Origin of the sequence: Nocardiopsis sp. JB363 (genome assembly GCF_900143625.1) — a bacterium.
GTDB lineage: Bacteria > Actinomycetota > Actinomycetes > Streptosporangiales > Streptosporangiaceae > Nocardiopsis.
Map to the genome: position 1 here is coordinate 1 of NZ_FRFF01000078.1, position 22,179 is coordinate 22,179.

Below are 22,179 nucleotides of genomic sequence, written 5' to 3' on the forward strand. Positions count from 1 at the left end.
CGGCGACCACCGAGATCTACACCTCTCTATTCGTCGGCAGCGTCAGATGTGTATTAGTGACAGGACACGGACGACACGCAGGCCACCGGGGACGAGGATCATCTCTTGGTCGAGGAGTTCGGTGATGTTCTCCGCGCCGTTGTAATCGGCCCACTGATGGAGGAAAACCGAGAGGTCGGTGGGTGAGAGGCCACCGGACAGCGGCATGAAAGTGCCGTCGGGAGCTCCAGAACGGGCTCGATGCGGATCATGATCGGATCATGATCGGATCAGGTCCGCGTCAGGTCCGCGTCAGGGCCGTATCAGGGCCGCATCAGGTCCGCATCAGGTCCGCGTCAGGGCGTGGATGTGGTCGGCCGCGGCCTGGGCGCCGTCGATGCCGGCCACAAGTGCGCGCAGGTCCTGTGCGCGGGTGCGTAGGGCGGGGTCGTGCAGGACCGCTTCGAAGGCGCGACGGAGGGGCTCGCCGTGGGCTTGGCGGGGGGAGAGCCCCACGGCGTTGCCGAAGCGCACGCACTCGTCGACGTTCCAGCGCTGTTCGAACTGTAGACCGATGCCCACGAATGGTTTGCCGGAGGCCGCCGCCGTCTGCACGGTGCCCTCGCCGCCGTGGATGACGGAGGCATCGATCAGGTCGTCGAGCAGGTGTGCGGGGAGAAGGTCGAACACGTGCACGTGCTCGCCGAGGCCGGGGTGGTCGTCGGGGCGGAGGTAGCGGGCGACCGGGGCGAGGACGGTGACGGGCAGACGGGACAGTTCACGGAGGACGCTCAGGACGATGTCCCGGTTCGCGGAGCTTCCCATGGCGAAGTACACCACCGGCCGCTGCCTCTTGCGGGCCTTGCTCACCACGCGCGGTACCTGGGGTGGGAGTTCGTGGTCCAGGTGGGCGTAGATCGGTCCGACCCAGCGGTAGTTCGGCGGCAGCAGGTAGGGGCGCAGCCGGATGGAGGCGACGAGGTTGAGGTCGCCGTCCAGCGCGTCGACGGTGCGCCGGGGTAGGCGCACACCGTTCTCCCGGGCGACCCGGACCCACCCCCGGGGCTTGAGGGTGGTGTGCCGGGCGGTCTCGCGCAGGAGTCGGGCCGTGGTGGCGTTGACGGTGCGGGCGAGACGGCCGCGCCCTGGGAGGACGGGCAGCGCGGGGGACTGTCGCAGGTGCGGCCAGGAGTACGCGAACGGTTTGATGTAGATGAGGGGCACGTTGTCGGCGCGCGCCGACACGAACTGGCTGAGGGTGCTGCCGATGACGGTCGCGGCCGGCCGCAGCAGGGTGTTGAGGGCGCGTTCGCTCTCCACCCGGGCCCGGAACATCTCGGGGGTGAACGGGTGGTCGAGTCCGCGGCCCTGGTCGAAGCGGATCGCCTGGTCGGCCTGTTCCTCGGTGAGCGGGGGAGCGAGCGCGTGGTAGTCGAACCCGGCCTCCTCGATCAGCCCCGCGTAGCGCTCGGAGTACCCGGTGAACACGCACTCGTGCCGGTCCCGCAGTCGCCGGGCCACCTCGATCGCACGTGTGGTCTCGGCGAGGTTGAAGGTCTCCGGGGCGAACAGGACCGTGTTCACGGCGGGACTCCTTCTCTGGGAGGACTTTTATGCAACTTACTGGCCTGGTCGGGACACGGCAATGTTGTCCACAGGCTCGGAGCGAGAACTTCGGGAAGGTCCTAACCTGGCGGAGCAGTGCAGTAGACCGGAGTGGGGGAAACGATGTCGGGACGGCAGGGGAACGGTCACGGTGGCGGCGGAGGTCGTGGTGGTGGCCGCGGGGGCGGTGGCCGAAAGCCCGAACCCGAACCCATCCGCGGCGTGCGCGACGAAGCCCGCCTGTCCCAGGAACTACTGAAGATGGACGGCGCCTCCTACGGGCGCTACAAGTCCCTCAAGGGCGACTGGGACTTCGGGGACTTCACCCTGACCGTGCAGCGGGTCCAGTCCGACCCGTTCGCGCCGCCCTCACGGGTGCGTATCTTCCGCCCCGACGCCGGGATCCCGAGCGACGCCTACGCCGACCCGGTGCGCCGCCGGGCCACCGCGGACTTCCTGGGCCGGTTGGCCCACCGCCGACTCAAGGGGTCGCTGCTGCGGATCGACACCGGCGGCCAGGAGGTCATCGCCCGCTCGTCCTGCCAGGTGGGCGCGGACGGTTCCCTGGACCTGCGGATCGGCCTGGACCTGCCCGGGAACGGGCGTCGCATCGACGGCCGCACCGCCGAACGCGAGCTGTGCCGCAAGGTCCCCGAACTGGTCGACGACCTCGACTGGGAGGAGATCGACCAGGGCGCCGCGCGGGCCTTCGCCGACAGCGTGGCCGACACCGTCGTCCTGCGCGCCTCCTTGGCGGAGCGCGGCCTGGTGGCGTTCGTCGCCGACGGGGCGATCCTGCCCCGCCACAGCGGGATCAGCGACGAGCCCATGCGCGGCGAGGGTGTGGTGCCCTTCGCCTCCCCCGACTCGCTGCGGGTGAGCGTGGAGTTGCCGCATCGGGGCACCGTGACCGGCCTGGGGGTGCCCGAGGGCATCACGTTGATCGTGGGCGGTGGCTTCCACGGCAAGTCCACCCTGCTGCACGCCTTGGAGCGAGGGGTGTATGACCACGTGCCCGACGACGGCAGGGAACTGGTGGTGACCAGGGACGACGCGGTGAAGATCCGTGCCGAGGAGGGCCGCGGGGTGGAGCGGGTGGACGTCAGCCCGTTCGTGCGCAACCTGCCCACCGGCGCCGACACCCGTGACTTCCGTACCGAGAACGCCTCCGGATCCACCTCGCAGGCGGCCAACATCTGCGAGGCGGTGGAGATCGGCTCGCGCACCCTGCTGGTGGACGAGGACTCCACCGCCACCAACCTGATGATCCGCGACGAACGCATGCAGGCGCTGGTCCACGGTGACCGGGAGCCCTTGGTGCCCTTCGTCGACCTGGTGCGCCCGCTGCGTCGCGAGCACGGGGTCTCCACCGTGCTGGTCATGGGCGGCAGCGGCGACTACTTCGACGTGGCCGACCACGTGATCATGCTGGACGCCTATCACCCGCACGACGTCACCGAGCGCGCCGGTGAGCTGGCCGGGGAACGCGCCGACGCGGAGTTCGCGCTGCCACGTGCCCGGGTGGTCGACCCGGGGTCGGTGGACGATCGCACCGATCGGGGCCGGTCCAAGCTCAAGCGACGCGACATGGACGTGTTGGTGTTCGGTGAGAGCGACATCGACGTGCGATCGGTGGAGCAGTTCGTCGACGCCGGGCAGATCACCGGTGCCGGGCTGGCGCTGCGCGCCTTGGTGGCCGGTGGTCACCTGGACGGAGAGCGCACTCTGGCCGAGGCCTTGGACTCCTTGGAGGGCGGCTTGGCCGACCGGGGTGTGACCCTGCTGGGCGAGGACTTCGGCGGGGACTACGCGCTGCCGCGCAGGCAGGAGATCGCCGCGGTCCTCAACCGGCTGCGCACGCTCAGGGTGACTGGACAGCGCTGAGTCGTCGGCCGGCGCCGACAGAGCGTTCAGTCAGAACGAACGGATCAGGAGGATCACCAGGATGGCGGCGCCGACCGCGGTGTCGTAGACCATGCACCACTCGGCCAGGGACCGGGAGATCACTTTCCGGGTCCACCAGTGCACGGCGTCCCAGGTGGCGTGCGCGAGCAGGCCGAGCGCGACCACCGCGACCGCCGCCTGGGCGGACATCGCCAGCGCGAGGAGCCCCGCGACGCCGAACACGACCAGTGCCGGGATCTGGAGCGCGAACACGCCCGGACGGCGCAATGGCCCGCGCACCAGCCCGACCGCCACCAAGACGACCCCCAGACCGAGCACCACCGGCCAGGCCACCACGCCCGCGGCCTCCAACAGGAAGTAGAGGGCGGTCACCGCTCCCACCATGAGCCAGCTGGTCCAGGGTCGGTCCAGGACCGCGATGGCCAGATACATGACCGGCAGCGTGAACAGGAGGAAGACCAGACCCCCGCCGTCCCCTCCGCCGGAGACGGTGAGCGCGGCGGCCAGAGCGGCGGTCAGTGCGGGCCACCACCGTCCGAGCACCGCCGTGGCCGCGCCCCGCGCAGCGGGTCTGGTCTCCGCTGAAGTCGGCGTCGAAGAGTCAGGTGTGGAAGTCATGCCCTCCAGCCTCGGCGGGTGCGGGTCCGAGGGCCAGGCGTAACCTGGTGCTGGTCCGCAATCCTGGGAAACCCGTCCGAACGGACCAGGTCCGTATGAGCAGCCGGGTCCGTCCGCGCGGTCGAAGCAAGCGTGGGAACGGGGCGACGTGGAAGCACGCAGGGTCGTGGTCGTGGCCTACGACGACGCCGAACTCCTGGAGATCTCCTCGGTCACCTCCACCCTGGCGACCGCCAACGACCTCATCCCCGGCGGCACGCCCTACGAGACGACCCTCGCGACCCTGGGCGGCGGTCCGGTTCGCTGCTCCTCCGGCCTGACCGTCCTGGGTCAGGCGGCGCTCGAAGGGCTCAGGGGGCCGCTCGACACCCTGGTGGTCGCGGGTGGGTGGGGGCACCGGCGCGCGGCGGAGAGCCCCCCACTGGTCGCGCACGTGCGTCTGTTGGCCAGGGAGAGTCGACGGGTGGCCTCGGTGTGCACCGGGTCGAGTGTGCTCGCTGCCGCAGGGCTGTTGGAGGGCCGCCGCGTCACCACCCACTGGCACTTCGCCCGCGAATTGGCCGAACGCCACCCCGGGGTGACCGTCGACCCGGCACCGATCTTCGTCCGCGACGACCCCGTGTCCACCTCGGCCGGTGTGACCGCCGCGCTCGACCTGACCCTGGACTTCGTCGCCGAGGACCACGGGCCGCCCCTGGCCCGCCTGGTCTCCAGGGTCCTCGTCACCTACTTCCAACGACCCGGAAACCAGACCCAGATGAGTGTGCTCACCACTCTCGACCCGGAGAATCTGCTGGTCCGCGATGTCCTTGCCCACATCCGGGCGCACCTGGTCGGCGACCTGTCCAGCACGGAACTCGCCCGAGTGGCGGGGGTGAGCGCCCGTCACCTCCACCGGCTCTGCCTCGCGCACACCGGCCACTCGCCCAGCCACCTGGTGCGCCGGGCCCGTGCCGAGGCGGCGGCCGACCTCCTGGAGTCCACCGCCCTCTCCGTCACCGAGGTGGCCTCCCGCTGCGGTCTCGGCTCCGCCGAGGCTCTCCGTCAGATCTTCGTCGGGTACTACGGGACCCCGCCCTCCCGCTTCCGCGCCGTCCACCGCGGTCCCTGAACCCCACCCGCCTGATCACCCCGGGGGTCGGCGCCGGTCGTTGGTCCGGGCGGGTCGGTATTGTGGAAGTGCAGGGTGAGGTAACCCCGAAGGGCATCGAAACGGATCTTTTCGGACCGATGTCGGTGTGAGTGGTCACCCTGCGCTCCCGACCCCTTTGGAGACGAGAATCCGGTGCGTGACCCCGCAGATCTGTACCAACTCCATCCCGGTTTCGACGACGTTGCCGGGCAGGCGATGCTGGTCTGTCTGGACGGCTTCGTCGACGCCGGACACGCGGGACGGCAGATGGCCGAGTGGCTCTTCGAGCAGTTCACCGCCGAGGAGATCGCGACCTTCGACACCGACCGGCTCGTGAACTATCGCGACCGTCGACCGTCGATGACGTTCCGAGAGAACACCTGGATCGACTACACGGCGCCCAAACTGGCCCTGTACCGGATGCACGACGACGAGGGCGCGCCCTTCCTCGTCCTGCACGGGCCCGAGCCCGACCGCGAGTGGGAACTGTTCGTCGGCGCCGTCCAGGAGCTGGTCGACCGCTTCACCGTCTCGCTGTCCATCAGCACCCATGGAATCCCCATGGCGGTTCCGCACACCCGCCCGGTGACGGTCACCCCGCACTCCACCCGTCCCGAACTGGTCGCCGGTCACACACCCTGGATCGGTCGGGTCGAGGTGCCCGGCAGCGCCGCGTCGCTGCTGGAGTTCCGACTGGGCGAGCACGGCCACGACTTCATCGGCTACGCCGTCCACGTGCCCAGCTACCTGTCCCAGTCCCAGTACCCGCGTGCCGCCATCGCGGCCCTCGGCTACGTCACCGGCGCCACCGGCCTGGCCGTGTCCACCTCCGAAATGGAGGAGACGGCGGCGGCCACCGACGTGGAGATCGCCGAGCAGGTCGCGGCCTCCGAGGAGATCCAGCGCGTGGTCACCAACCTGGAACGCCAGTACGACGACATCATGTCCTCGCGCTCCGAGAGGGATGCCCCGGGCTCCCCGCTGGGCGAGGACGAAGCGGGACTGCCCACCGCCGACGAACTCGGCGCGGAACTCGAACGATTCCTCGCGGAGCGCGAGGGCGACGGAAACGGATAGCCGTGTTCTACCAGATCCTCTTCAGCTCGGTCCTGCGGCACATGGACGCCGAGAAGGTCCACAAGCTGAGCTTCGCCGCGCTGCGCGGTGTGGTCGCGGTCCCCGGCGTGGCCGAGACCATGACCCGGGTCCTGGGACCGCGTGAGCCCGAGCTGACCGTGCACGCCCTGGGCCGGGAGTTCCCCGGCCCGCTGGGCATGGCCGCCGGATTCGACAAGAACGCGGAGAGCCCCCGCGGCCTGGCGGCGCTCGGCTTCGGTTACGTGGAGGTGGGCACGGTCACCGCCCACCCCCAGCCCGGTAACCCCCGACCCCGTCTGTTCCGCCTGGTCGCGGACCGCGCCATCGTGAACCGGATGGGCTTCAACAACGAGGGTTCGGCCCTGGTCGCCGAGCGTCTGCACCACGAGCAGGCCCGGCTGGAACGCCAGGCCGGCCGCGCCGGGCAGGAACGTCCCCTGCTCGGGGTCAACATCGGCAAGACGAAGGTGACCCCGGAGGCCGAGGCGCCCGCCGACTACGCGCTCAGCGCCCTGCGACTGGCCCGCTACGCCGACTACATGGTCGTCAACGTCAGCTCGCCCAACACCCCTGGACTGCGCGACCTCCAAGGCGTGGAACGGTTGCGACCCCTGGTGACCGCGGTCCGTGCCGCGTTGACCGAGGCCGGGCGCCCCGAACTGCCCCTGCTGGTCAAGATCGCCCCCGACCTGGCCGACGAGGACGTCGACGCCGTCGCCGACCTGGCCCTGGCCGAGGGCCTGGACGGCATCATCGCCACCAACACCACCATCTCCCGCGAGGGTCTGGACACCTCCGGTGAGAAGGTGGCGGAGGCCGGCGCCGGCGGCCTGTCCGGCGCACCGCTCAAAGCGCGTTCCCTGGAGGTGCTGCGCCGACTGCGCGCCAAGGTCGGTGACCGCGTCACCCTGGTGGCCGTCGGCGGTATCGAGACCCCCGAGGACGCCTGGGCGCGCATCCGCGCCGGGGCGACCCTGGTGCAGGGGTACACGGGCCTGATCTACGGTGGTCCGCTGTGGCCGCGCCGTATCCACCGTGGGCTGGCCCGCCTGGTGCGCGCCGCCGGATACCGGTCGATCCAGGAAGCCGTGGGCGTGGACGCCCCGGCCCCCGCCCTGAAGGTGGTCCAGGAGACCTCCGAGACCGGTTGATTCCCGGGACGGCGACCGGCTACCAGTCGCCGTCCCAATCCTCGGGGAAGCTGTAGCCGGGGTCGGGGTGGCCCATCGCCTGGGTCGGGGTGACGAACACGTAGTCCAGCTCCCGCAGGCGTTCGATGATCTCGGGGACGGCGACCAGCGTCTCGGGCAGCGGGTCGTGCATCAGCACCACCGCGCCCGGTTCCACCCGACCGACCACGTTCTCCACGATCTCGTCGCGCTTCAGGTCCTGCCAGTCCTGGCTGTCCACCGTCCACATGGTCTCCACCATCTCCTGGTCGGCGATGGCCTCGTGCACGGCCTCGTTGCTGGCCCCGAACGGTGGTCGGAACAGTTCGACGGTGTGCCCGGTCTGTCGGCGGATCATCGCTCCCACCGCGGCGACCTGGGCGGGCAGTTCCGCGGCGTCCATCTGGTTCATGTGGTCGTGCAGGTCGCCGTGGCTCGCGATCTCGTGACCTTCGGCGTAGGCGCGCCGCAGCGGCCCCGGCCGGGTGAGAGTGGGTCCTCCGTTCAGGAAGAACGAGGCGGTGACCTCCTCTTCGGCCAGGATGTCCAGCAAGTGCGGTGTGGTCTCCACCGGGCCGTCGTCGAAGGTCAGGGCCACGCATCTGGTCGCGCCGTCGTAGCAGTCCACGTCCGGGACGTGGGGGACGAACACCCCGGGCGGCGGGACGTCGCCCCCGTCGTCGCCCTCGGCGGGTGGCAGCGCCAGGTCGGTCTCGTCCACGAGGGAGGCACGGTGAGCACGTTCGCCCAGGTCGGACAGCAGAGGTGCGGCGGTCTCGTGGTCGACCACCACGACCTTGCGGCCGAACTCGGCGGAGGGCACGTGTCCCTCCTCCACGGGCGACAGGTGCCCGTCGTCGAACTCCACCACCAGGTCGCCGTCGCCGTTGAAGCCGATGGAGTCATAGGTGCGCAGGACGGGGAACAGTGAGTCGGGGTCGACCTCCTCGTCCTCGGAGAGGTTCTCGCGGACGATGTCGTTGAGCGCGGCCAGCTCCTCCTGCCCGGCGAGCAGTTCGGTGGAGTAGGCGGCGTGCCGGGCGGTCCCGTCGTACCAGTAGGTCGCGTAGCCCTCGCGCAGGCCGTGCATGTCCTCCTCGGTGCGCAGCAGGCGCACCCCGAGCACCCCGTCGGAGGCGGCCACCAGTTCCCACTCGATGCCCAGGCTCACCGGGTCGCGGGTACCGGCGCGGAAGTCCTGGACCTCTTCGTCCGCGCGGGCGGCGAGGGCCTCGGTGAAGGGCTCGGCGTTGGTGAACTCGGGGAGGGTGACGGAGATCTCGACCTCGGTCTCCGGAACGTAGGGGTGGCCCTCGTAGTCCTCCGGGCCGGTGGCCCGTTCCCGGATGGTGTCACCGGCCTCCGCCCGCAGCACCGTGATCGACTCGGGATCGTCGCCGCCGGCCGCGTCCTCCTCGCACGCGGCCAGAGGGAGCGTGAGGGCGACCGTCAAAACCCCGGACCAGAGCCGTCCTCCAGGGCCCTTGCGACGTCGGGCGGCGGTGCGTCCCGGTGCGTTCTCGCTCGACGACAAAGCCCGACTCCCTCTCCCTGAAGCGGATGCTCCCGCACCTGATGGGAGCAACATAAAGGAGAAGAACGTCGGGCCCGGGGCGATGTCCACATGTGGACATCGCCCCGGGCCCGGTAATCCCCTGTCCCCCGTCAGTCGTCCTGGTCGTCGTCGTCCTCGGGGGCCTCCGGCACCCCGTCGACGTAGCTCTGACCCGGTTCCGGGGTGCCGAGCAGCTGCGACACCGTGACCATGGTGTAGCCCTCCTCGTCCAACTCACGGATGATCTCGTGGGACGCGTCGATGGTGGTGCCGTGGATGTCGTGCATCAGGATGATCGCCCCGTCCGAGGCTCCGTCCAGGGCGCGGTCGGCGACCACGTCGGCCTTGCGGTCCTTCCAGTCGTTGGTGTCCAGGCTCCACAGGATCTGGGCCAGGCCCATCTCCTCGGTGACCTCGGCGACGGTGTCGTTGGTGGAGCCGTAGGGCGGGCGCATCAGGTCCATCGTGTACCCGGTCTCCCGGTACACCAGCGCCTGGACCGGGTCCAGGTCGCCGCGGACGCCACCGGCGCCGAGCGTGGCCAGGTCGGGGTGGGCCAGGGTGTGGTTGGCCAGTTCGTGGCCCTCCGCGTAGGTGCGGCGCACCGTCCACGGATCCTCCATCACCGGGTACCCGGTGACGAAGAAGGTCGCCTTGGCGTCGTACTCGGCGAGGGTGTCCAACAGCTCGGGGGTGCGGCCACCGGGGCCGTCGTCGTAGGTCAGCGCCACACAGCGCGTCTCGGGGTCGGAGCAGTCGATCTCGTCGTCGATGGGGGAGATCTCACCGGGGGAGATCGCGTCACCGCCGTCCTTGTCGGCCTCGGGAGCGGCGTGCACGGTGAACTCCTCGACGCCCTGGGTCGCCGCGTCGCGCGCCCGTGCCCCGAACTCCGACAGCAGTTCCTCGGCCTCCTCGCGTTCGATCACGACGTCGACGCGCCCCTCCTCGGTGGGAGCGACCTGCCCGTCGTCGAACTCCACGACCAGATCGCCCTCGGGGCTGAACGCGAGGGAGTCGTAGAGGCCGCTGATCGGGTGCAGGGACCCCGCGGTGACGGTGTCCGGGACGTCCTCGCGCACCAGGTCGTTGAGTGCGGCGAGCTCCTCCTGGCCGGCGAGCAGGCCGCTGGAACCGTGCACCGAACCGTCGTCGGTCTCGTACCAATAGGTGCTGTGGCCGACGCGGGTCTCCTCCGAGTCGGTCTCGGTGGTGGTGATCCGCACACCCACGACCCCGTCACGAGCGGCGGTCAGCCGCCACTCGCCCTCGAAGGACGCGGCGCCGGGGTTGGCGGCGTCGAAGGCGTGCACCTGGGCGGTCAGTGTGCGGTCGAGGAAGTCGGTGAGGGGGTCGGCGTTGGGGATGGCGGGGTAGGCGACGGCCACCTCGCTGTCACCCTCGTAGTCGACCGTGGTCTCCTCGGTGCCGGGGACCGTGGCCGCGTCCACCACGGTCGTTCCCTCCTCGGACCCTTCCGCGGGCGGGTCCTCCTCTGTCTCCACCGCCACGTTCTGTGTGATGCTGTCGATGACGCCGTTCTCGGGCAGGCCCGGTGGTCGTGTCGCCGACAGCACCAGTCCCAAAAGCACGACCATCGCGATCGCGGCCGTGAGAACGGGGCGGTCGGGGGCCATGGTCGGACCGTCTTGCTGCTTCACCTGGGGGCTCTCCACGCTCATCGTCAGACGAACGTTCGCGGAAGGACGGGGGTCTTCCGCGTAACGCTGGTATCGGGTGTGATGCCGGGCACAGGGCATGGGTTCGCGCGTGTGCTCCGGAAAAGGGGTCACGCCGGGTGCAGGGGCGAAGGGGGTGCTCCCTATACTTGCAGCCGTGGAAGGTACACACTCCCACCAACGAGTGTCGGGGTGTGTCGCAAGAGGGAACCCGGTGCGAATCCGGGACTGCCCCGCAGCGGTATGTGGGAACGAGCGTCACCAAGAACACTGGTGATCCGACCGGGAAGGTCGGAAACCGGGAAGTGGTGACCACTAGGACAACCGGCGTCGACGCCGGGAGCGCCCACGAGTCCGAAGACCTGCCTCCACCCGGCGGCGCACCCGTGCCGCCGGAGGTCCCGCGCCCCGAGGGAGGGCCGAGGTCGTCAGGCACGTGCGCGCTCGGCGCGCCCCTCCTCGTGCCGCGTTCCTCGCCTCGTCCTCATGGCCGGTACCCGGCTTTCGACGAGGGAGAAGAAGCTTCATGGTCACCAACCCCGCGGCCTCCGGGCCGTCCGTGCGCTCCACGGTCCACGGTTACCCGCGCATCGGTCCCGCTCGCGAACTCAAGCGCGCCAGTGAGTCCTATTGGAAGGGCGACACCACGGCCGCCGAACTCGACGCCGTCGCCACCGACCTGCGCAAGGGCGTCTACGCCCGACTGAGCGAGGCCGGGGTGGACGACATCCCGTCGAACACCTTCTCCTACTACGACCAGGTGCTGGACACAGCGGTCCTGTTCGACCTGGTGCCCGCCCGTTTCACCTCCCCGGCCCAGGCCGAGGAGCGGGACGAGGAGCTGCGCCGCTACTTCGCCCTCGCCCGCGGCGAGCAGGGCGCGCCGCCGCTGGAGATGACCAAGTGGTTCGACACCAACTACCACTACCTGGTCCCCGAACTCTCCCCGAGCACCCGCCCGCGCCTGGTCGGCGACAAGCCCCTCGCCGAGTTCCGTGAGGCCGCCGAGGCCGGCTACCAGACCCGCCCGGTCCTGGTCGGTCCGCTGACCTTCCTGCTGCTGGCCAAGGCCGCTGAGGACGCCCCCAAGGACTGGGAGCCCATCGAGCTCCTCGACCAGCTCCTGGACGCCTACGCCAAGCTCCTGAGCGACCTGTCGGCCGCGGGCGCCACCGAGGTCCAGCTCGACGAGCCGATCCTGGCCACCGACGAGGGACGCGCCGCCATCGGCCACCTGGAGCGCGCCTACCAGCGCCTGGGGTCGCTCACCGAGCGCCCCTCGCTCCTGGTGTCCACCTACTTCGGTTCCATCGGTGCCGCCGCCCTGCGCGTGCTCAAGGACTCTCCGGTCGAGGCCGTGGGCCTGGACCTGGTCACCGACTCCGAGGGCGCCTCCGACCTCACCGCCGTCTCCGGCCTGGGGTCCACCCGCCTGGTCGCGGGCGTGGTGGACGGCCGCAACGTCTGGCGCACCGACCTGCCCGCGGCCGTGGCCGAGCTGGGCACCCTCCTGGCACTCACCGACGAGCTGACGGTGAGCACCTCCTGCTCACTGCTGCACGTGCCCATCGACCTGGACGCCGAGACCTCCCTGGCGCCCGAACTGCGCTCCACCCTGGCCTTCGCCGAGCAGAAGACCCGTGAGGTGGCCCTGCTGGGCCGAGTGCTCTCCGAGGGCGCCGACGCCGACTACCAGGGCGTGTCCGAGTCGCGTGATCCGTCCTTCATCGACGCCCGGGTGCGTGCCCGCCTGGACGCCTTGGGCCCGGAGGCCTACGAGCGGCCCCAGGACCGGGACGTGCCCGCCCTCGGGCCGCTGACCACGACCACCATCGGTTCCTTCCCGCAGACCTCCGAGCTGCGCCGTGCCCGCGCCGCACATCGTCGGGGCGAGCTGCCGACCGAGGAGTACGAGGCGCTCCTGCGCACGGAGATCGACCGGGTCATCGCGCTCCAGGAGGAGATCGGCCTGGACGTGCTGGTGCACGGCGAGCCCGAGCGCAACGACATGGTCCAGTACTTCGCGGAGCAGCTGGAGGGCTACGCCACCACCGTCAACGGGTGGGTGCAGTCCTATGGGTCGCGGTGCGTGCGCCCGCCGATCCTGTTCGGTGACGTCTCGCGTCCCGAGCCGATGACGGTCGAGTGGATCACCTACGCCCAGTCGCGCACCGACAAGCCGGTCAAGGGCATGCTGACCGGCCCGGTCACCATGCTCGCCTGGTCGTTCGTGCGTATCGACCAGCCGTTGGGGGAGACCGCCCGTCAGGTGGGTCTGGCCCTGCGCGACGAGGTCGCCGACCTGGAGCGGGCCGGGATCCGGCACATCCAGGTCGACGAGGCGGCGCTGCGCGAGCTGCTTCCGCTGCGCGAGGAGCAGCGTCCGGCGTACCTGAGGTGGGCGGTCGACTCGTTCCGTCTGGCCACGTCCGGGGTCGCGCCGAGCACGACCGTCCACACGCACATGTGCTATTCGGAGTTCAACCAGATCGTCGACGGGATCGAGGCGCTGGACGCCGACGTCACCAGCGTCGAGGCGGCCCGTTCGCGTATGGAGCTCGTGGAGGCCCTGGGAGAGCGTGGTTACAAGCGCGCGATCGGCCCGGGCGTGTACGACATCCACTCGCCTCGGGTGCCGTCGGTCGAGGAAATCGAGGCCTCGCTGCGGCTGGCGGTGTCGCACGTGGACGCCGCGAACCTGTGGGCCAACCCCGACTGCGGCCTGAAGACGCGCGGCTACGCCGAGGCCGAACAGGCGCTGCGCAACATGGTGGAGGCGGTCCGCCGGGTGCGCGCCGACCTCTGATCCGGCCCCGAACACACGAAAGAGGGGGCCGCGGCTTCGTGCCGCGGCCCCCTCTCGTCGTCACTCGGCGCCGAGCTGCGCGATGGCCGCTTCGGCGGTGGTGGTGAGCAGGGCCTCGACATCATCGATCATCGTCAGGTCCGAGCCGTCGAAGGACGAGACCTGGTAGGTGAGCTCGATGTTCATGTTGGCCGAACGCACCAACATGATCGCCGTGGGGGCGGGGTCGTCGAGGATGATGTTCTCGGTGATGACGAGGTGGGCCTCGTCGCCGAGACCGTCGATCTCCTTGTCCTCCTCCAGGTTCGCCTCCGGGTAGTAGTCGCTGCCACCCGTGTAGTTGGCGAGGGAGTCCTGGAGGTCCGACGTGGCGCCCTCGATGGAGTCGCTGCCGCCGTAGGGCACCGTGTACGCCAGCGAGAGGCTGCTGTAGGCGCGCTCCGGGTTGCCGTCGGGGGCGTCGCCCGTGGCGGTGCAGTTGGAGCGGTTGTCGGAGACGCTCTTGCTGGGGTCGTCCCGCAGGTTGAAGTCCGCGGACACCTGGTCGGTGATGACTTCGCAGGGCTCGACGGGAAGCGCGTAGGGCGGCTCTCCGGCGGGCCCGTCGCCGCCACCCGTCGCGGGCTCCTCGGTGTCGTCGTCGACCGGCTCGTCGGTCTCCTCGGTGCCCTGCGTGGTGTCGTCGGGGCCGGTGGCGACCTCCTCGCCGTTGTTGCCGCGGGTGGCGAGCATCACGATCACCGCGATGACGAGCATCACGATGATCACACCGCCGCCGATGACCACCCAAAGGCCGGCCTTGCTGCCGCCACCGCCGCTCTGGGGCGGCGGCGGGGGATATCCGCCGGGTCCACCCGGACCGCCGGGGACGCCGTAGGGCGGCTGACCGCCCGCGTACATGCCCTGGTCCTGACCGGGACCACCCTGGTAGGGGCCCTGGCCGTAGCCGGGCTGTCCGCCGGTGCCGCCCCCGTAGGGGTTCTGCGGCGGCTGGTTATAAGGTCCGTTTTCGCTCATGGCTCCCCTCGCCCGGTGAAGTATTGGCCGTGTTCTCTGGGACGCGTGTGCGCTTTGGTGGGTTCTCACGAGTTTCCTGTGATGACCACCGGCGGATCGCCGGGTGGTGACAGCACGGGAGACCACGGGGAGGCAGAGCCCGGTATCGCCGCCGGCCCACGGGCGAGAGCGGCCGACGGAGAGCGGGAGTTCCCCGTGTCGTGAGCGGGTGCCCCGACTCTGGAGTGGGGGTCCTCTCCGACCGCCGAAATGGTGCCGAGGGGACAGGCCCAGCGGCCGGGGGTCGGGACGTCAAGCATCTTAGCCGTGACCATCGGGGGAGGGGCAGGGCGGACCAGGGGTTACGGGGTGAATCGTCACCGATTCGTTCCGCTGGAGCCGCACGTCACCCTTGGCGTGACTTGATCGTGATTCTCCGGTGTGTGCTTTCGATGCGTCCCACGGATAATGAGGTGGAGCGTCCTTTTGGGTCCTTGGTCCCGAGAAACGGGTTCGCCAGGGGTCAGAACATCGAGATGTGCACGTGGTCGAAGTGGTTCTCGGTGATGCTGCCGCGGTCCGACATCGCACGCCAGTCGGTGTCCCCCCGGCGCACGTCCCAGATCTGCTGGCGGTAGATCACGTACATGACCCCCAGGTCGTCGGCGTGGTCCCGGGCCCAGTTCGCGATGTCCCAACCGCGTTGGACCTGCGACTCGGAGGGCATGGAACCGTTGCCGTCCACCATGAAGTCACAGGCGCGACCCTTGGGGTGCTCGCCCACGACCCAGCCGCCCTCCGCGCGGTAGCAGCCGACGCCGCCCACGTCCGACCCGCGCCCGAATTCCTGGATGCCCAGCTCGCGCATCTGCTCGGTGCGCGGAGTGATGTTGTCCGGCGGCCGCATGGGCTGCTCCGGGTGGTCGGCGATGAGCCGGCGGACCTCCATACGGCGGTCCTCCAGCTCGTCCATGTCGGTCTCGGCCTCGGCCAGGCGCTCCTCGGCGTTGTCCTGAGCGACCTCGTCCCGTGACAGGGCCTGGTCCAGTTGGTCGATCTTCTCCTGGTTGCTGGTGGACAGGTAGTCGATGACGACCGCGCGTTCGATCACCTCGTCGGGTTCGGCCTCGACGAACAACGACATGGAGGGGTCGATGCCGCTGCTGGTGTAGGCGGCCACCGCCAGGGAGCGGACCTGTCCGCGAGCGGTCTCCACGTCCTCGCGGGTGGAGTCGGCGCGTGTCTGGGCGCGATCGGCCTCCTCCATCACGTTCTCCATGTCCCGGAGCTCGCCGTTGTACTCCTCGGTGAGGGTCTCGGCGCGCGACTCCAAGGTGCCCATGTCCTCGGTGTCACGGGGAGCCGGCGCGGCGATGGCGGGAGCGGGCAGGGCGAACACGGCCAGCAGGGACAGGGCCATCGCGGTGGTGCGTCCCGGTGTCGGGTTCGAGCGCAAGGCCGCGGGAAGCGGCCGCGCGCAGTCGGCGATCAGCTCCCGCCAGGTACGGACGGGAGGGTCGGGCGCCCAGAAGTCGGTGTGGTCGGCCACTCGGCTCGGATCGTCTGACTGCAAGGTGTGGTCGCTCCTCGTGCCCACGCGCGGACCCCCAAGCGGGTACGGGGGCGCTGTGGACGCAGCTGCTCGTCTTTCCCGGACAGGGCGCGGGGCACGTCGTCTTCGCGGGCCGCGCCGTCCTCACCCCGCTCGGCGGGGGAAGGTCACGGGACGGTAATGAGTCTAAGCATTCTTGTGGGTCCTCGGGAGGGGCGAGGTGATTACATCCCCCATCAAAGCCGTCAATGTGGTCTAAATAACCATATTCAGGTCAAGAATTTTGCCGAATCGAAGTCTTCGAAGTGGTTGAGTTGGTGTCGTGAAGGCTCCTGAGTGCAACGAGGCGACCCCCGCCACCACGGCGAACACCACCCGGCGGTGCGTACCGCTGCCCGGTGGCCGTTGTCGTCCGCTCCGCCGCTCCTGAGCCCAGGCGAGAACTCGCCCCGTCCGGCGCCACAGCGCCGCCCCGGGCCCGCACAGGGCCCTCCGACCGCCGTTCCGGCGCGTCGCCGCCGCCCGCCCACCGTGCGCTTCGTACGCTCGGGTGCGGGCGTCGCCCCCACGCTGAGTCCAGCGTCCCCCGCCCGCGCGTGGGAGCTGCGACACCACCGCCAGACGTCGATGGGAAAACCGTGATTGACGCAGTGGGTCTCCATAAGACCTACAGGTTGAAGAAACGTCGGGTCCAGGCTCTCCACGGGGTCGACCTGCACGTCGAGTCCGGCGAGATCTACGGGGTCGTGGGCCAGAGCGGTGCGGGAAAGAGCACCCTCCTGCGCTCCGTGAACCTCCTGGAACGCCCCGACAGTGGCACCGTCCGGGTCGGTGACGAGGAACTCACCTCCCTGCGCGGCGCTCGCCTGCGCGAGGCCCGACGCCACATCGGCATGGTGCACCAGCACTTTGCCCTGCTCTCCTCGCGCACGGTCGCCGGCAACGTCGGCTTCCCGCTGGAGGTCTCCGGGATGTCCCGCGCCGCGCGCGCCACCCGGGTCGGTGAGCTCCTGGAGTTGGTGGGTCTGGGCGACAAGGCCCGTGCCTACCCCTCCCAGCTCTCGGGCGGTCAGAAGCAGCGTGTGGGCATCGCCCGCGCCCTGGCGTCCGACCCCAAGGTGCTGCTGAGCGACGAGGCCACCTCCGCCCTGGACCCGGCCACCACCGAATCCATCCTCGCGCTGCTACGCCGGTTGCGCGACGAGCTCGGTCTGACCATCCTGCTCATCACGCACGAGATGGACGTGATCAAGCGGATCTGCGATTCCGCCGCGATCATGGAGGACGGCGAGTTCCGTGAGTCCGGTCGGGTGCTGGACCTCATCGGCACGCCCGGTTCGCTGCTGGCGCGTTCGCTGTTCCCCCTGCCGGAGAACGGGGGGCCGGAGACGGTGTTCATCACCTACCCGCGCTCCTTCGACGAACCGTTCATGTCCGAGTTGACCCGTCGGTTCGACGTGGACGTCAACATCCTCGGCGGCGGCGTGGAACAGGTCGCCGGTCAGTCCGTGGGTCGACTCAGCGTCGACATGCGCGGAAACCGCCGGAGCGAGGCGCTGACCTACCTGTCCGAGCACGGCCTGCTGGTCGAGGAGGCCGGAAAGTGATCACCAACGAGATCCTCTACCTGGCCCAAGAGGGCAACGCGGTGACCGCGGTCACCGACTTCGTCCGGGAGTGGCCGAACATGTGGCCCAGCCTGTGGCTGGGCACCATGGACACCGTCTACATGGTGTGGTGGGCGACGGTCGTCAGCGTCCTGTTCGGCCTGCCCCTCGGCGTGCTGCTCGTGGCCACGGACAAGGGCGGGCTCATTCCGGCGCCGGCCGCGCGCGCGGTGCTCAGCGCCATCGTCAACATCGGCCGTTCGCTGCCGTTCATCGTGCTGATGGTGGCGGTGCTGACGTTGACCCGCTTCCTGGTGGGCACCACGCTCGGCCCGACGGCCGCCATCGTGCCGTTGAGCATCGGCGCCATCCCGTTCTTCGCGCGCCTCGTGGAGACCTCCCTGCGGGAGGTGGACCGGGGCGTCATCGAGGCCGCGCACGCCATGGGCACGCGCAAGTCCACCATCGTGGGCAAGGTGCTGCTGCCCGAGGCCATGCCCGGACTCATCGCCGGTCTGGTGATGACCGTGGTCACGCTCATCTCCTACTCGGCGATGGCCGGCGCCATCGGTGGTGGCGGTCTGGGCGACCTCGCCATCCGTGAGGGCTATCAGCGCTTCAACGACCACTACCTGTGGGCGACCGTGATCCTGCTGGTGGTGATCGTGCAGATCGCGCAGAGTCTGGGCGACCTGCTGGTGCGCCGGCTGTCCAGGCGCTGACGCGCCCGCCCCGTGATTCCACCCCCCCCGTGACCCCCAGCGACCCCCCATGAGTCGTCCGGAACCAACGGCAAGGAGACAGCCATGACAGGGAGAGCCAACGTGTTGCGGGGCGCCGCGGTGTTCGGCGTCGCGACCGTTCTGCTGGCGGGGTGCGGGAGCCCCAGCGAGCGGACCGACGAGGGCGGCGGTGATGACGACGTGGTGACCCTGCGGGTGGGGGCCACACCGTTGCCGCACGCGGAGATCCTGGAGTTCGTGAACGAGGAGCTGGCGGCCGACGCCGGTCTGGCCATCGAGGTGGTCGAGTACACCGACTACAACCAGCCCAACGCGGCCCTCACCGAGGGTGAGCTGGACGCGAACTACTACCAGACGGTCCCGTTCCTGGAGGAGTACCTCCAGGGCAACACCGACGCCGACCTGGAGTACGTGAGCAACGTGCACCTGGAGGCCTTCGGTCTGTACTCGCAGGAGGCCACGGACCTGGACGACCTGTCCGAAGGCGCGGAGATCGGGGTGCCCAACGACGTGTCCAACATGGGTCGGGCGTTGAACCTGCTCGACGCGCACGACGTCATCACCCTGGCCGACGGCGCCGGTGACAACGCGGCGGAGTCCGACATCGAGGAGAACCCGCTCGACATCACCCTCACCCCGGTGGAGGCCGCCCAGCTGCCGCGTTCGCTCCAGGACCTGGACGCCGCCGTGGTCAACGGCAACTACGCGCTGGAGGCCGACCTGGCCGAGAACGCGAACGCGCTGGCCTGGGAGGAGACCGAGGGCAGCGTGTACGGCAACGGTCTGGTGGTGCGCTCGGAGGACGTCGAGTCCGAGGACATCGTGCGGCTCAACGAGCTGTTGCACAGCCCGGAGGTGCACGACTTCATGGAGGAGCGCTGGCAGGGCGTCGTCATCCCCATGGGCGGAGAGGACGACACCCAGAGCGAGGAGGACTAGACGTGGGTCGGCCCCGGTTCACACCGGGGCCGACCCATGTCGGTAACGGTTGGGTTGCGGGGGCCTATTGACGCGTTGACTTGACCGGTGGGTTCTGATTCGGTTATGGGAGCGCTCCCAAGCCGATTTCCCTCGTCAAGGAAGGTGCGTAGCAAAGAAGTGAGTAACCCCAACGATTTCCCTGAGGGCTTCCTCTGGGGGGCGGCCACCGCCTCTTTCCAGATCGAGGGCGCCACCACCGCCGACGGTCGAGGCCGCAGCATCTGGGACACCTTCGCGGAGACCCCCGGCAAGGTGCTCAACGGGGACACAGGTGACCCCGCGGACGACCACTACAACCGATACCCCGAGGACATCGCGCTCATGAAGCGCCTCAACCTCGGCGCCTACCGCTTCTCCATCGCCTGGCCGCGGATCCTTCCCGAGGGCGGCGGCAAGGTGAACCAGGCGGGCATCGACTTCTACGACCGACTCGTCGACGGTCTCCTCGAAGCCGGCATCCAGCCCTGGGCCACGCTCTACCACTGGGACCTGCCCCAGCCTCTGGAGGACGCGGGCGGCTGGCCGGCGCGTGACACCGCGCTGCGCTTCGCCGAGTACGCCAAGGTCGTCGCCGACGCCCTCGGCGACCGGGTCTCCCAGTGGATGACCATCAACGAACCCTGGTGCTCGGCCTTCCTCGGGTACCAGAACGGCCACCACGCTCCCGGCTACCAGGACGCGGAGAAGGCCCTGGCCGCCACCCACCACCTGCTCCTCGGCCACGGCCTGGCGGTCGACGCGATCCGGTCCACGGGTCACCCGGCCACCGTCGGCCTGGCCCACAACCAGGCGGTCATCCGTCCGCACGGCGCCAACGCCGCCGACACCCGGGCCGCCCGCCGGGCCGACGGCGTGCGCAACCGCATCTTCACCGACCCCCTGTTCAAGGGCGCCTACCCGGCGGACGTCCTGGAGGACCTCGCCGACATCAGCGACTTCTCCTTCGTCCAGGAGGGGGACCTGGCCACCATCTCCACCCCCCTGGACTTCCTGGGGGTCAACTACTACTCGCCCGAGTTCGTCGCCGGTTCCGCCAAGGGCCTCGACCCGGCCCTGGTCAGCGGCGAGGGCGAGGCCTGGCTGGGCGCCGACCCAGAGGAGGTCCACGTCTCCCAGGGGCTGCCCGTGACCCACATGGGATGGGAGATCGACCCCAGTGGATTGTTCGACGTCCTCCAGCGCCTGGCGGGAGACAGCGGCGGCATCGATCTGTACGTGACCGAGAACGGCTGTGCCTTCGAGGACACGGTGGAGGACGGCGCCGTCCACGACGTCGACCGCACCGACTACTACGAGGGTCACCTCCGGGCCGTGAAGGAGGCGATCCACGCCGGTATCCCCCTGCGCGGCTACTTCGCCTGGTCACTACTGGATAATTTCGAGTGGGCGTGGGGATACTCCCGCCGATTCGGCATCGTGCACGTGAACTACGAGACGCAGGAGCGCATCGTCAAGGACACGGGTCACTGGTACGCCGAACTGGCGAGGACCAGCAGGTTCCCCACACGGTGAACCACGTGAGTTCGTGGGGTGCCCCGCCGGGGCGCCCCACGAACTCCGTCGTACACGCCCGCCGTCCGGAAAGACCGGTCGGATCGGTAGAGCACGCGCAAGGAGCCTCGAAGTGGCCAAGAGCGGCGGTCGACAGCGGCCGACCCTGGAAATGGTGGCGCAACGGGCCGGGGTCGGTCGGGGCACCGTCTCCCGGGTGATCAATGGTTCCTCCCAGGTCAGTCCCCGAACCCGCGAGGCCGTCCACGACGCGATCTCGGAACTGGGCTACAGCCCCAACCACGCCGCGCGCACCCTGGTCACCCGGCGCACCGACACGGTCGCCCTGGTGGTCTCCGAGTCCAGGGACCGCCTGTTCGCGGACCCGTTCTTCGCCGACGTCATCCGCGGCGTGAGTTCGGTGCTGCACGAACGCGACCTGCAACTGATGCTCACCACCGCCCGAGGGGACGCCGAGCACAAGCGGGTGGGCGACTACCTCAGCGGTTCGCACGTGGACGGCGCCATGCTCGTCTCACTGCACCGGGACGACCCCCTCACCTCGGGCCTGGCCGACTCCGGTGTACCCGTCGTGCACGGCGGTCGGCCCTACTCCGAGGTGGCGCCCGCGCCCTTCTTCGTGGACATCGACAACGTGGAGGGCGGCCGTGTGGCCACACGCCGTCTGCTGGAGACCGGGCACGAGCGCGTGGGCACCATCACCGGCCCCCAGGACATGAACGCCGGCATCAGCCGGTTGCGGGGCTTCCGAGAGGCCATGGCGGAGGGCGGACGCGAGATCGACCGGAACCTGGTGGTGCAGGGCGACTTCAGCGTCGACGGCGGGGCCGCGGCCATGGCGGAGATGCTCGACGGGGGCGGGAACCCAGACGCCCTCTTCATCGCCTCCGACATGATGGCCATCGGCGCCATCCGCACCCTGCGCGAGCGCGGCTTGAGCGTGCCCGAGGACGTGGCCCTGGTCGGATTCGACGACAGCCTCATGGCCCAGCACAGCACCCCGCCGCTGACCACGGTCCACCAACCCACCGTCCAGATGGGGCAGGAGATGGCCCGTCTGCTCGTGGACGTGGCCATCCCGCGCACCGCCGACTCGGAACGGGTCACGCTGGAGACCCACCTGGTGGTCCGCGAATCCGCCTGAGCCCGGGGCCGGATCGGTACGAGAACCCCGGCAGTGCCGCTGACCCGGGCTTTCGTCCCTTTCGTCCCTCTGGACTCGTCGGTCCGGCCTGTGCGAGG

At 69.8% G+C, this 22,179-nt stretch carries 16 protein-coding genes and 1 riboswitch; of the genes, 10 read left to right on the plus strand and 6 right to left on the minus strand.

Annotated features, from left to right (window positions below):
• Positions 1–324: 324 nt before the first annotated feature.
• Complete coding sequence (locus tag BQ8420_RS11685) at positions 325–1,563, minus strand: nucleotide disphospho-sugar-binding domain-containing protein (RefSeq protein WP_087098285.1); 1,239 nt, start codon at positions 1,561–1,563, stop codon at positions 325–327.
• A 144-nt stretch (positions 1,564–1,707) separates the two neighbouring features.
• On the opposite strand from BQ8420_RS11685, the gene BQ8420_RS11690 reads away from it, so the two are divergent.
• On the plus strand, positions 1,708–3,468 hold the full coding sequence (locus BQ8420_RS11690) for an ABC-ATPase domain-containing protein (RefSeq protein ID WP_087098287.1): 1,761 nt from the start codon (positions 1,708–1,710) through the stop codon (positions 3,466–3,468).
• 30 nt (positions 3,469–3,498) lie between these two features.
• On the opposite strand, the gene BQ8420_RS11695 is transcribed toward BQ8420_RS11690, so the two are convergent.
• The gene (locus tag BQ8420_RS11695) at positions 3,499–4,107 is read right to left on the minus strand and encodes a hypothetical protein (protein ID WP_143847209.1); all 609 of its coding nucleotides are present in this window, start codon (positions 4,105–4,107) and stop codon (positions 3,499–3,501) included.
• 148 nt (positions 4,108–4,255) lie between these two features.
• On the opposite strand from BQ8420_RS11695, the gene BQ8420_RS11700 reads away from it, so the two are divergent.
• From BQ8420_RS11700 to BQ8420_RS11710, 3 genes are all read left to right on the plus strand, one after another.
• Positions 4,256–5,218, plus strand: a complete 963-nt coding sequence (locus BQ8420_RS11700) for a GlxA family transcriptional regulator (RefSeq protein ID WP_087098291.1) — start codon at positions 4,256–4,258, stop codon at positions 5,216–5,218.
• A gap of 174 nt (positions 5,219–5,392) precedes the next feature.
• A complete protein-coding gene (locus BQ8420_RS11705) occupies positions 5,393–6,316 on the plus strand; it encodes a proteasome assembly chaperone family protein (protein ID WP_087098293.1) in 924 nt (307 codons plus the stop codon).
• Complete coding sequence (locus tag BQ8420_RS11710; RefSeq protein ID WP_087098363.1) at positions 6,313–7,488, plus strand: quinone-dependent dihydroorotate dehydrogenase; 1,176 nt, start codon at positions 6,313–6,315, stop codon at positions 7,486–7,488. The genes BQ8420_RS11705 and BQ8420_RS11710 overlap by 4 nt, the downstream gene beginning before the upstream one ends.
• Before the next feature lie 19 nt (positions 7,489–7,507).
• Here BQ8420_RS11710 and BQ8420_RS11715 read toward each other — a convergent pair whose 3' ends face one another.
• Together BQ8420_RS11715 and BQ8420_RS11720 are read right to left on the minus strand one after the other, a co-directional pair.
• The gene (locus BQ8420_RS11715) at positions 7,508–9,094 is read right to left on the minus strand and encodes a polysaccharide deacetylase family protein (protein ID WP_087098295.1); all 1,587 of its coding nucleotides are present in this window, start codon (positions 9,092–9,094) and stop codon (positions 7,508–7,510) included.
• Between the two features lie 77 nt (positions 9,095–9,171).
• Positions 9,172–10,743, minus strand: coding sequence for a polysaccharide deacetylase family protein (locus tag BQ8420_RS11720; protein ID WP_235006098.1), 1,572 nt, complete (start codon positions 10,741–10,743; stop codon positions 9,172–9,174).
• Positions 10,744–10,885: 142 nt separating this feature from the next.
• Positions 10,886–11,125, plus strand: a riboswitch (cobalamin riboswitch).
• A gap of 141 nt (positions 11,126–11,266) precedes the next feature.
• On the opposite strand from BQ8420_RS11720, the gene metE reads away from it, so the two are divergent.
• Positions 11,267–13,546 (plus strand): 5-methyltetrahydropteroyltriglutamate--homocysteine S-methyltransferase, encoded by a 2,280-nt coding sequence (metE, locus tag BQ8420_RS11725; protein ID WP_087098296.1) that lies wholly within the window; start codon positions 11,267–11,269, stop codon positions 13,544–13,546.
• A gap of 60 nt (positions 13,547–13,606) precedes the next feature.
• Here metE and BQ8420_RS11730 read toward each other — a convergent pair whose 3' ends face one another.
• Both BQ8420_RS11730 and BQ8420_RS11735 read right to left on the minus strand, forming a co-directional pair.
• The gene (locus BQ8420_RS11730; protein WP_087098298.1) at positions 13,607–14,563 is read right to left on the minus strand and encodes a hypothetical protein; all 957 of its coding nucleotides are present in this window, start codon (positions 14,561–14,563) and stop codon (positions 13,607–13,609) included.
• Between the two features lie 502 nt (positions 14,564–15,065).
• Positions 15,066–16,115: a hypothetical protein gene (locus BQ8420_RS11735; protein WP_087098300.1), complete on the minus strand. Its 1,050-nt coding sequence runs from the start codon at positions 16,113–16,115 to the stop codon at positions 15,066–15,068.
• A 629-nt stretch (positions 16,116–16,744) separates the two neighbouring features.
• Here BQ8420_RS11735 and BQ8420_RS11740 point away from each other — a divergent pair.
• The 5 genes from BQ8420_RS11740 (at position 16,745) to BQ8420_RS11760 (ending at position 22,081) form a co-directional block, all read left to right on the plus strand.
• On the plus strand, positions 16,745–17,701 hold the full coding sequence (locus BQ8420_RS11740; RefSeq protein ID WP_087098302.1) for a methionine ABC transporter ATP-binding protein: 957 nt from the start codon (positions 16,745–16,747) through the stop codon (positions 17,699–17,701).
• A complete protein-coding gene (locus tag BQ8420_RS11745; protein WP_087098304.1) occupies positions 17,698–18,423 on the plus strand; it encodes a methionine ABC transporter permease in 726 nt (241 codons plus the stop codon). Before BQ8420_RS11740 ends, BQ8420_RS11745 begins: the two co-directional genes overlap by 4 nt.
• Before the next feature lie 84 nt (positions 18,424–18,507).
• Complete coding sequence (locus BQ8420_RS11750; RefSeq protein ID WP_087098306.1) at positions 18,508–19,383, plus strand: MetQ/NlpA family ABC transporter substrate-binding protein; 876 nt, start codon at positions 18,508–18,510, stop codon at positions 19,381–19,383.
• 159 nt (positions 19,384–19,542) lie between these two features.
• A complete protein-coding gene (locus BQ8420_RS11755; RefSeq protein ID WP_087098308.1) occupies positions 19,543–20,937 on the plus strand; it encodes a GH1 family beta-glucosidase in 1,395 nt (464 codons plus the stop codon).
• A 112-nt stretch (positions 20,938–21,049) separates the two neighbouring features.
• Positions 21,050–22,081 (plus strand): LacI family DNA-binding transcriptional regulator, encoded by a 1,032-nt coding sequence (locus BQ8420_RS11760; RefSeq protein ID WP_087098310.1) that lies wholly within the window; start codon positions 21,050–21,052, stop codon positions 22,079–22,081.
• Positions 22,082–22,179: the final 98 nt, after the last annotated feature.

Coding starts and splice junctions, on each gene's coding strand:
- BQ8420_RS11715 (WP_087098295.1), bottom strand. CDS start 9,094: ATGTTGCTCCCATCAGGTGCGGGAGCATCCGCTTCAGGGAGAGGGAGT.
- BQ8420_RS11720 (WP_235006098.1), bottom strand. CDS start 10,743: ATGAGCGTGGAGAGCCCCCAGGTGAAGCAGCAAGACGGTCCGACCATG.
- BQ8420_RS11730 (WP_087098298.1), bottom strand. CDS start 14,563: ATGAGCGAAAACGGACCTTATAACCAGCCGCCGCAGAACCCCTACGGG.
- metE (WP_087098296.1), top strand. CDS start 11,267: ATGGTCACCAACCCCGCGGCCTCCGGGCCGTCCGTGCGCTCCACGGTC.
- BQ8420_RS11695 (WP_143847209.1), bottom strand. CDS start 4,107: ATGACTTCCACACCTGACTCTTCGACGCCGACTTCAGCGGAGACCAGA.
- BQ8420_RS11750 (WP_087098306.1), top strand. CDS start 18,508: ATGACAGGGAGAGCCAACGTGTTGCGGGGCGCCGCGGTGTTCGGCGTC.
- BQ8420_RS11690 (WP_087098287.1), top strand. CDS start 1,708: ATGTCGGGACGGCAGGGGAACGGTCACGGTGGCGGCGGAGGTCGTGGT.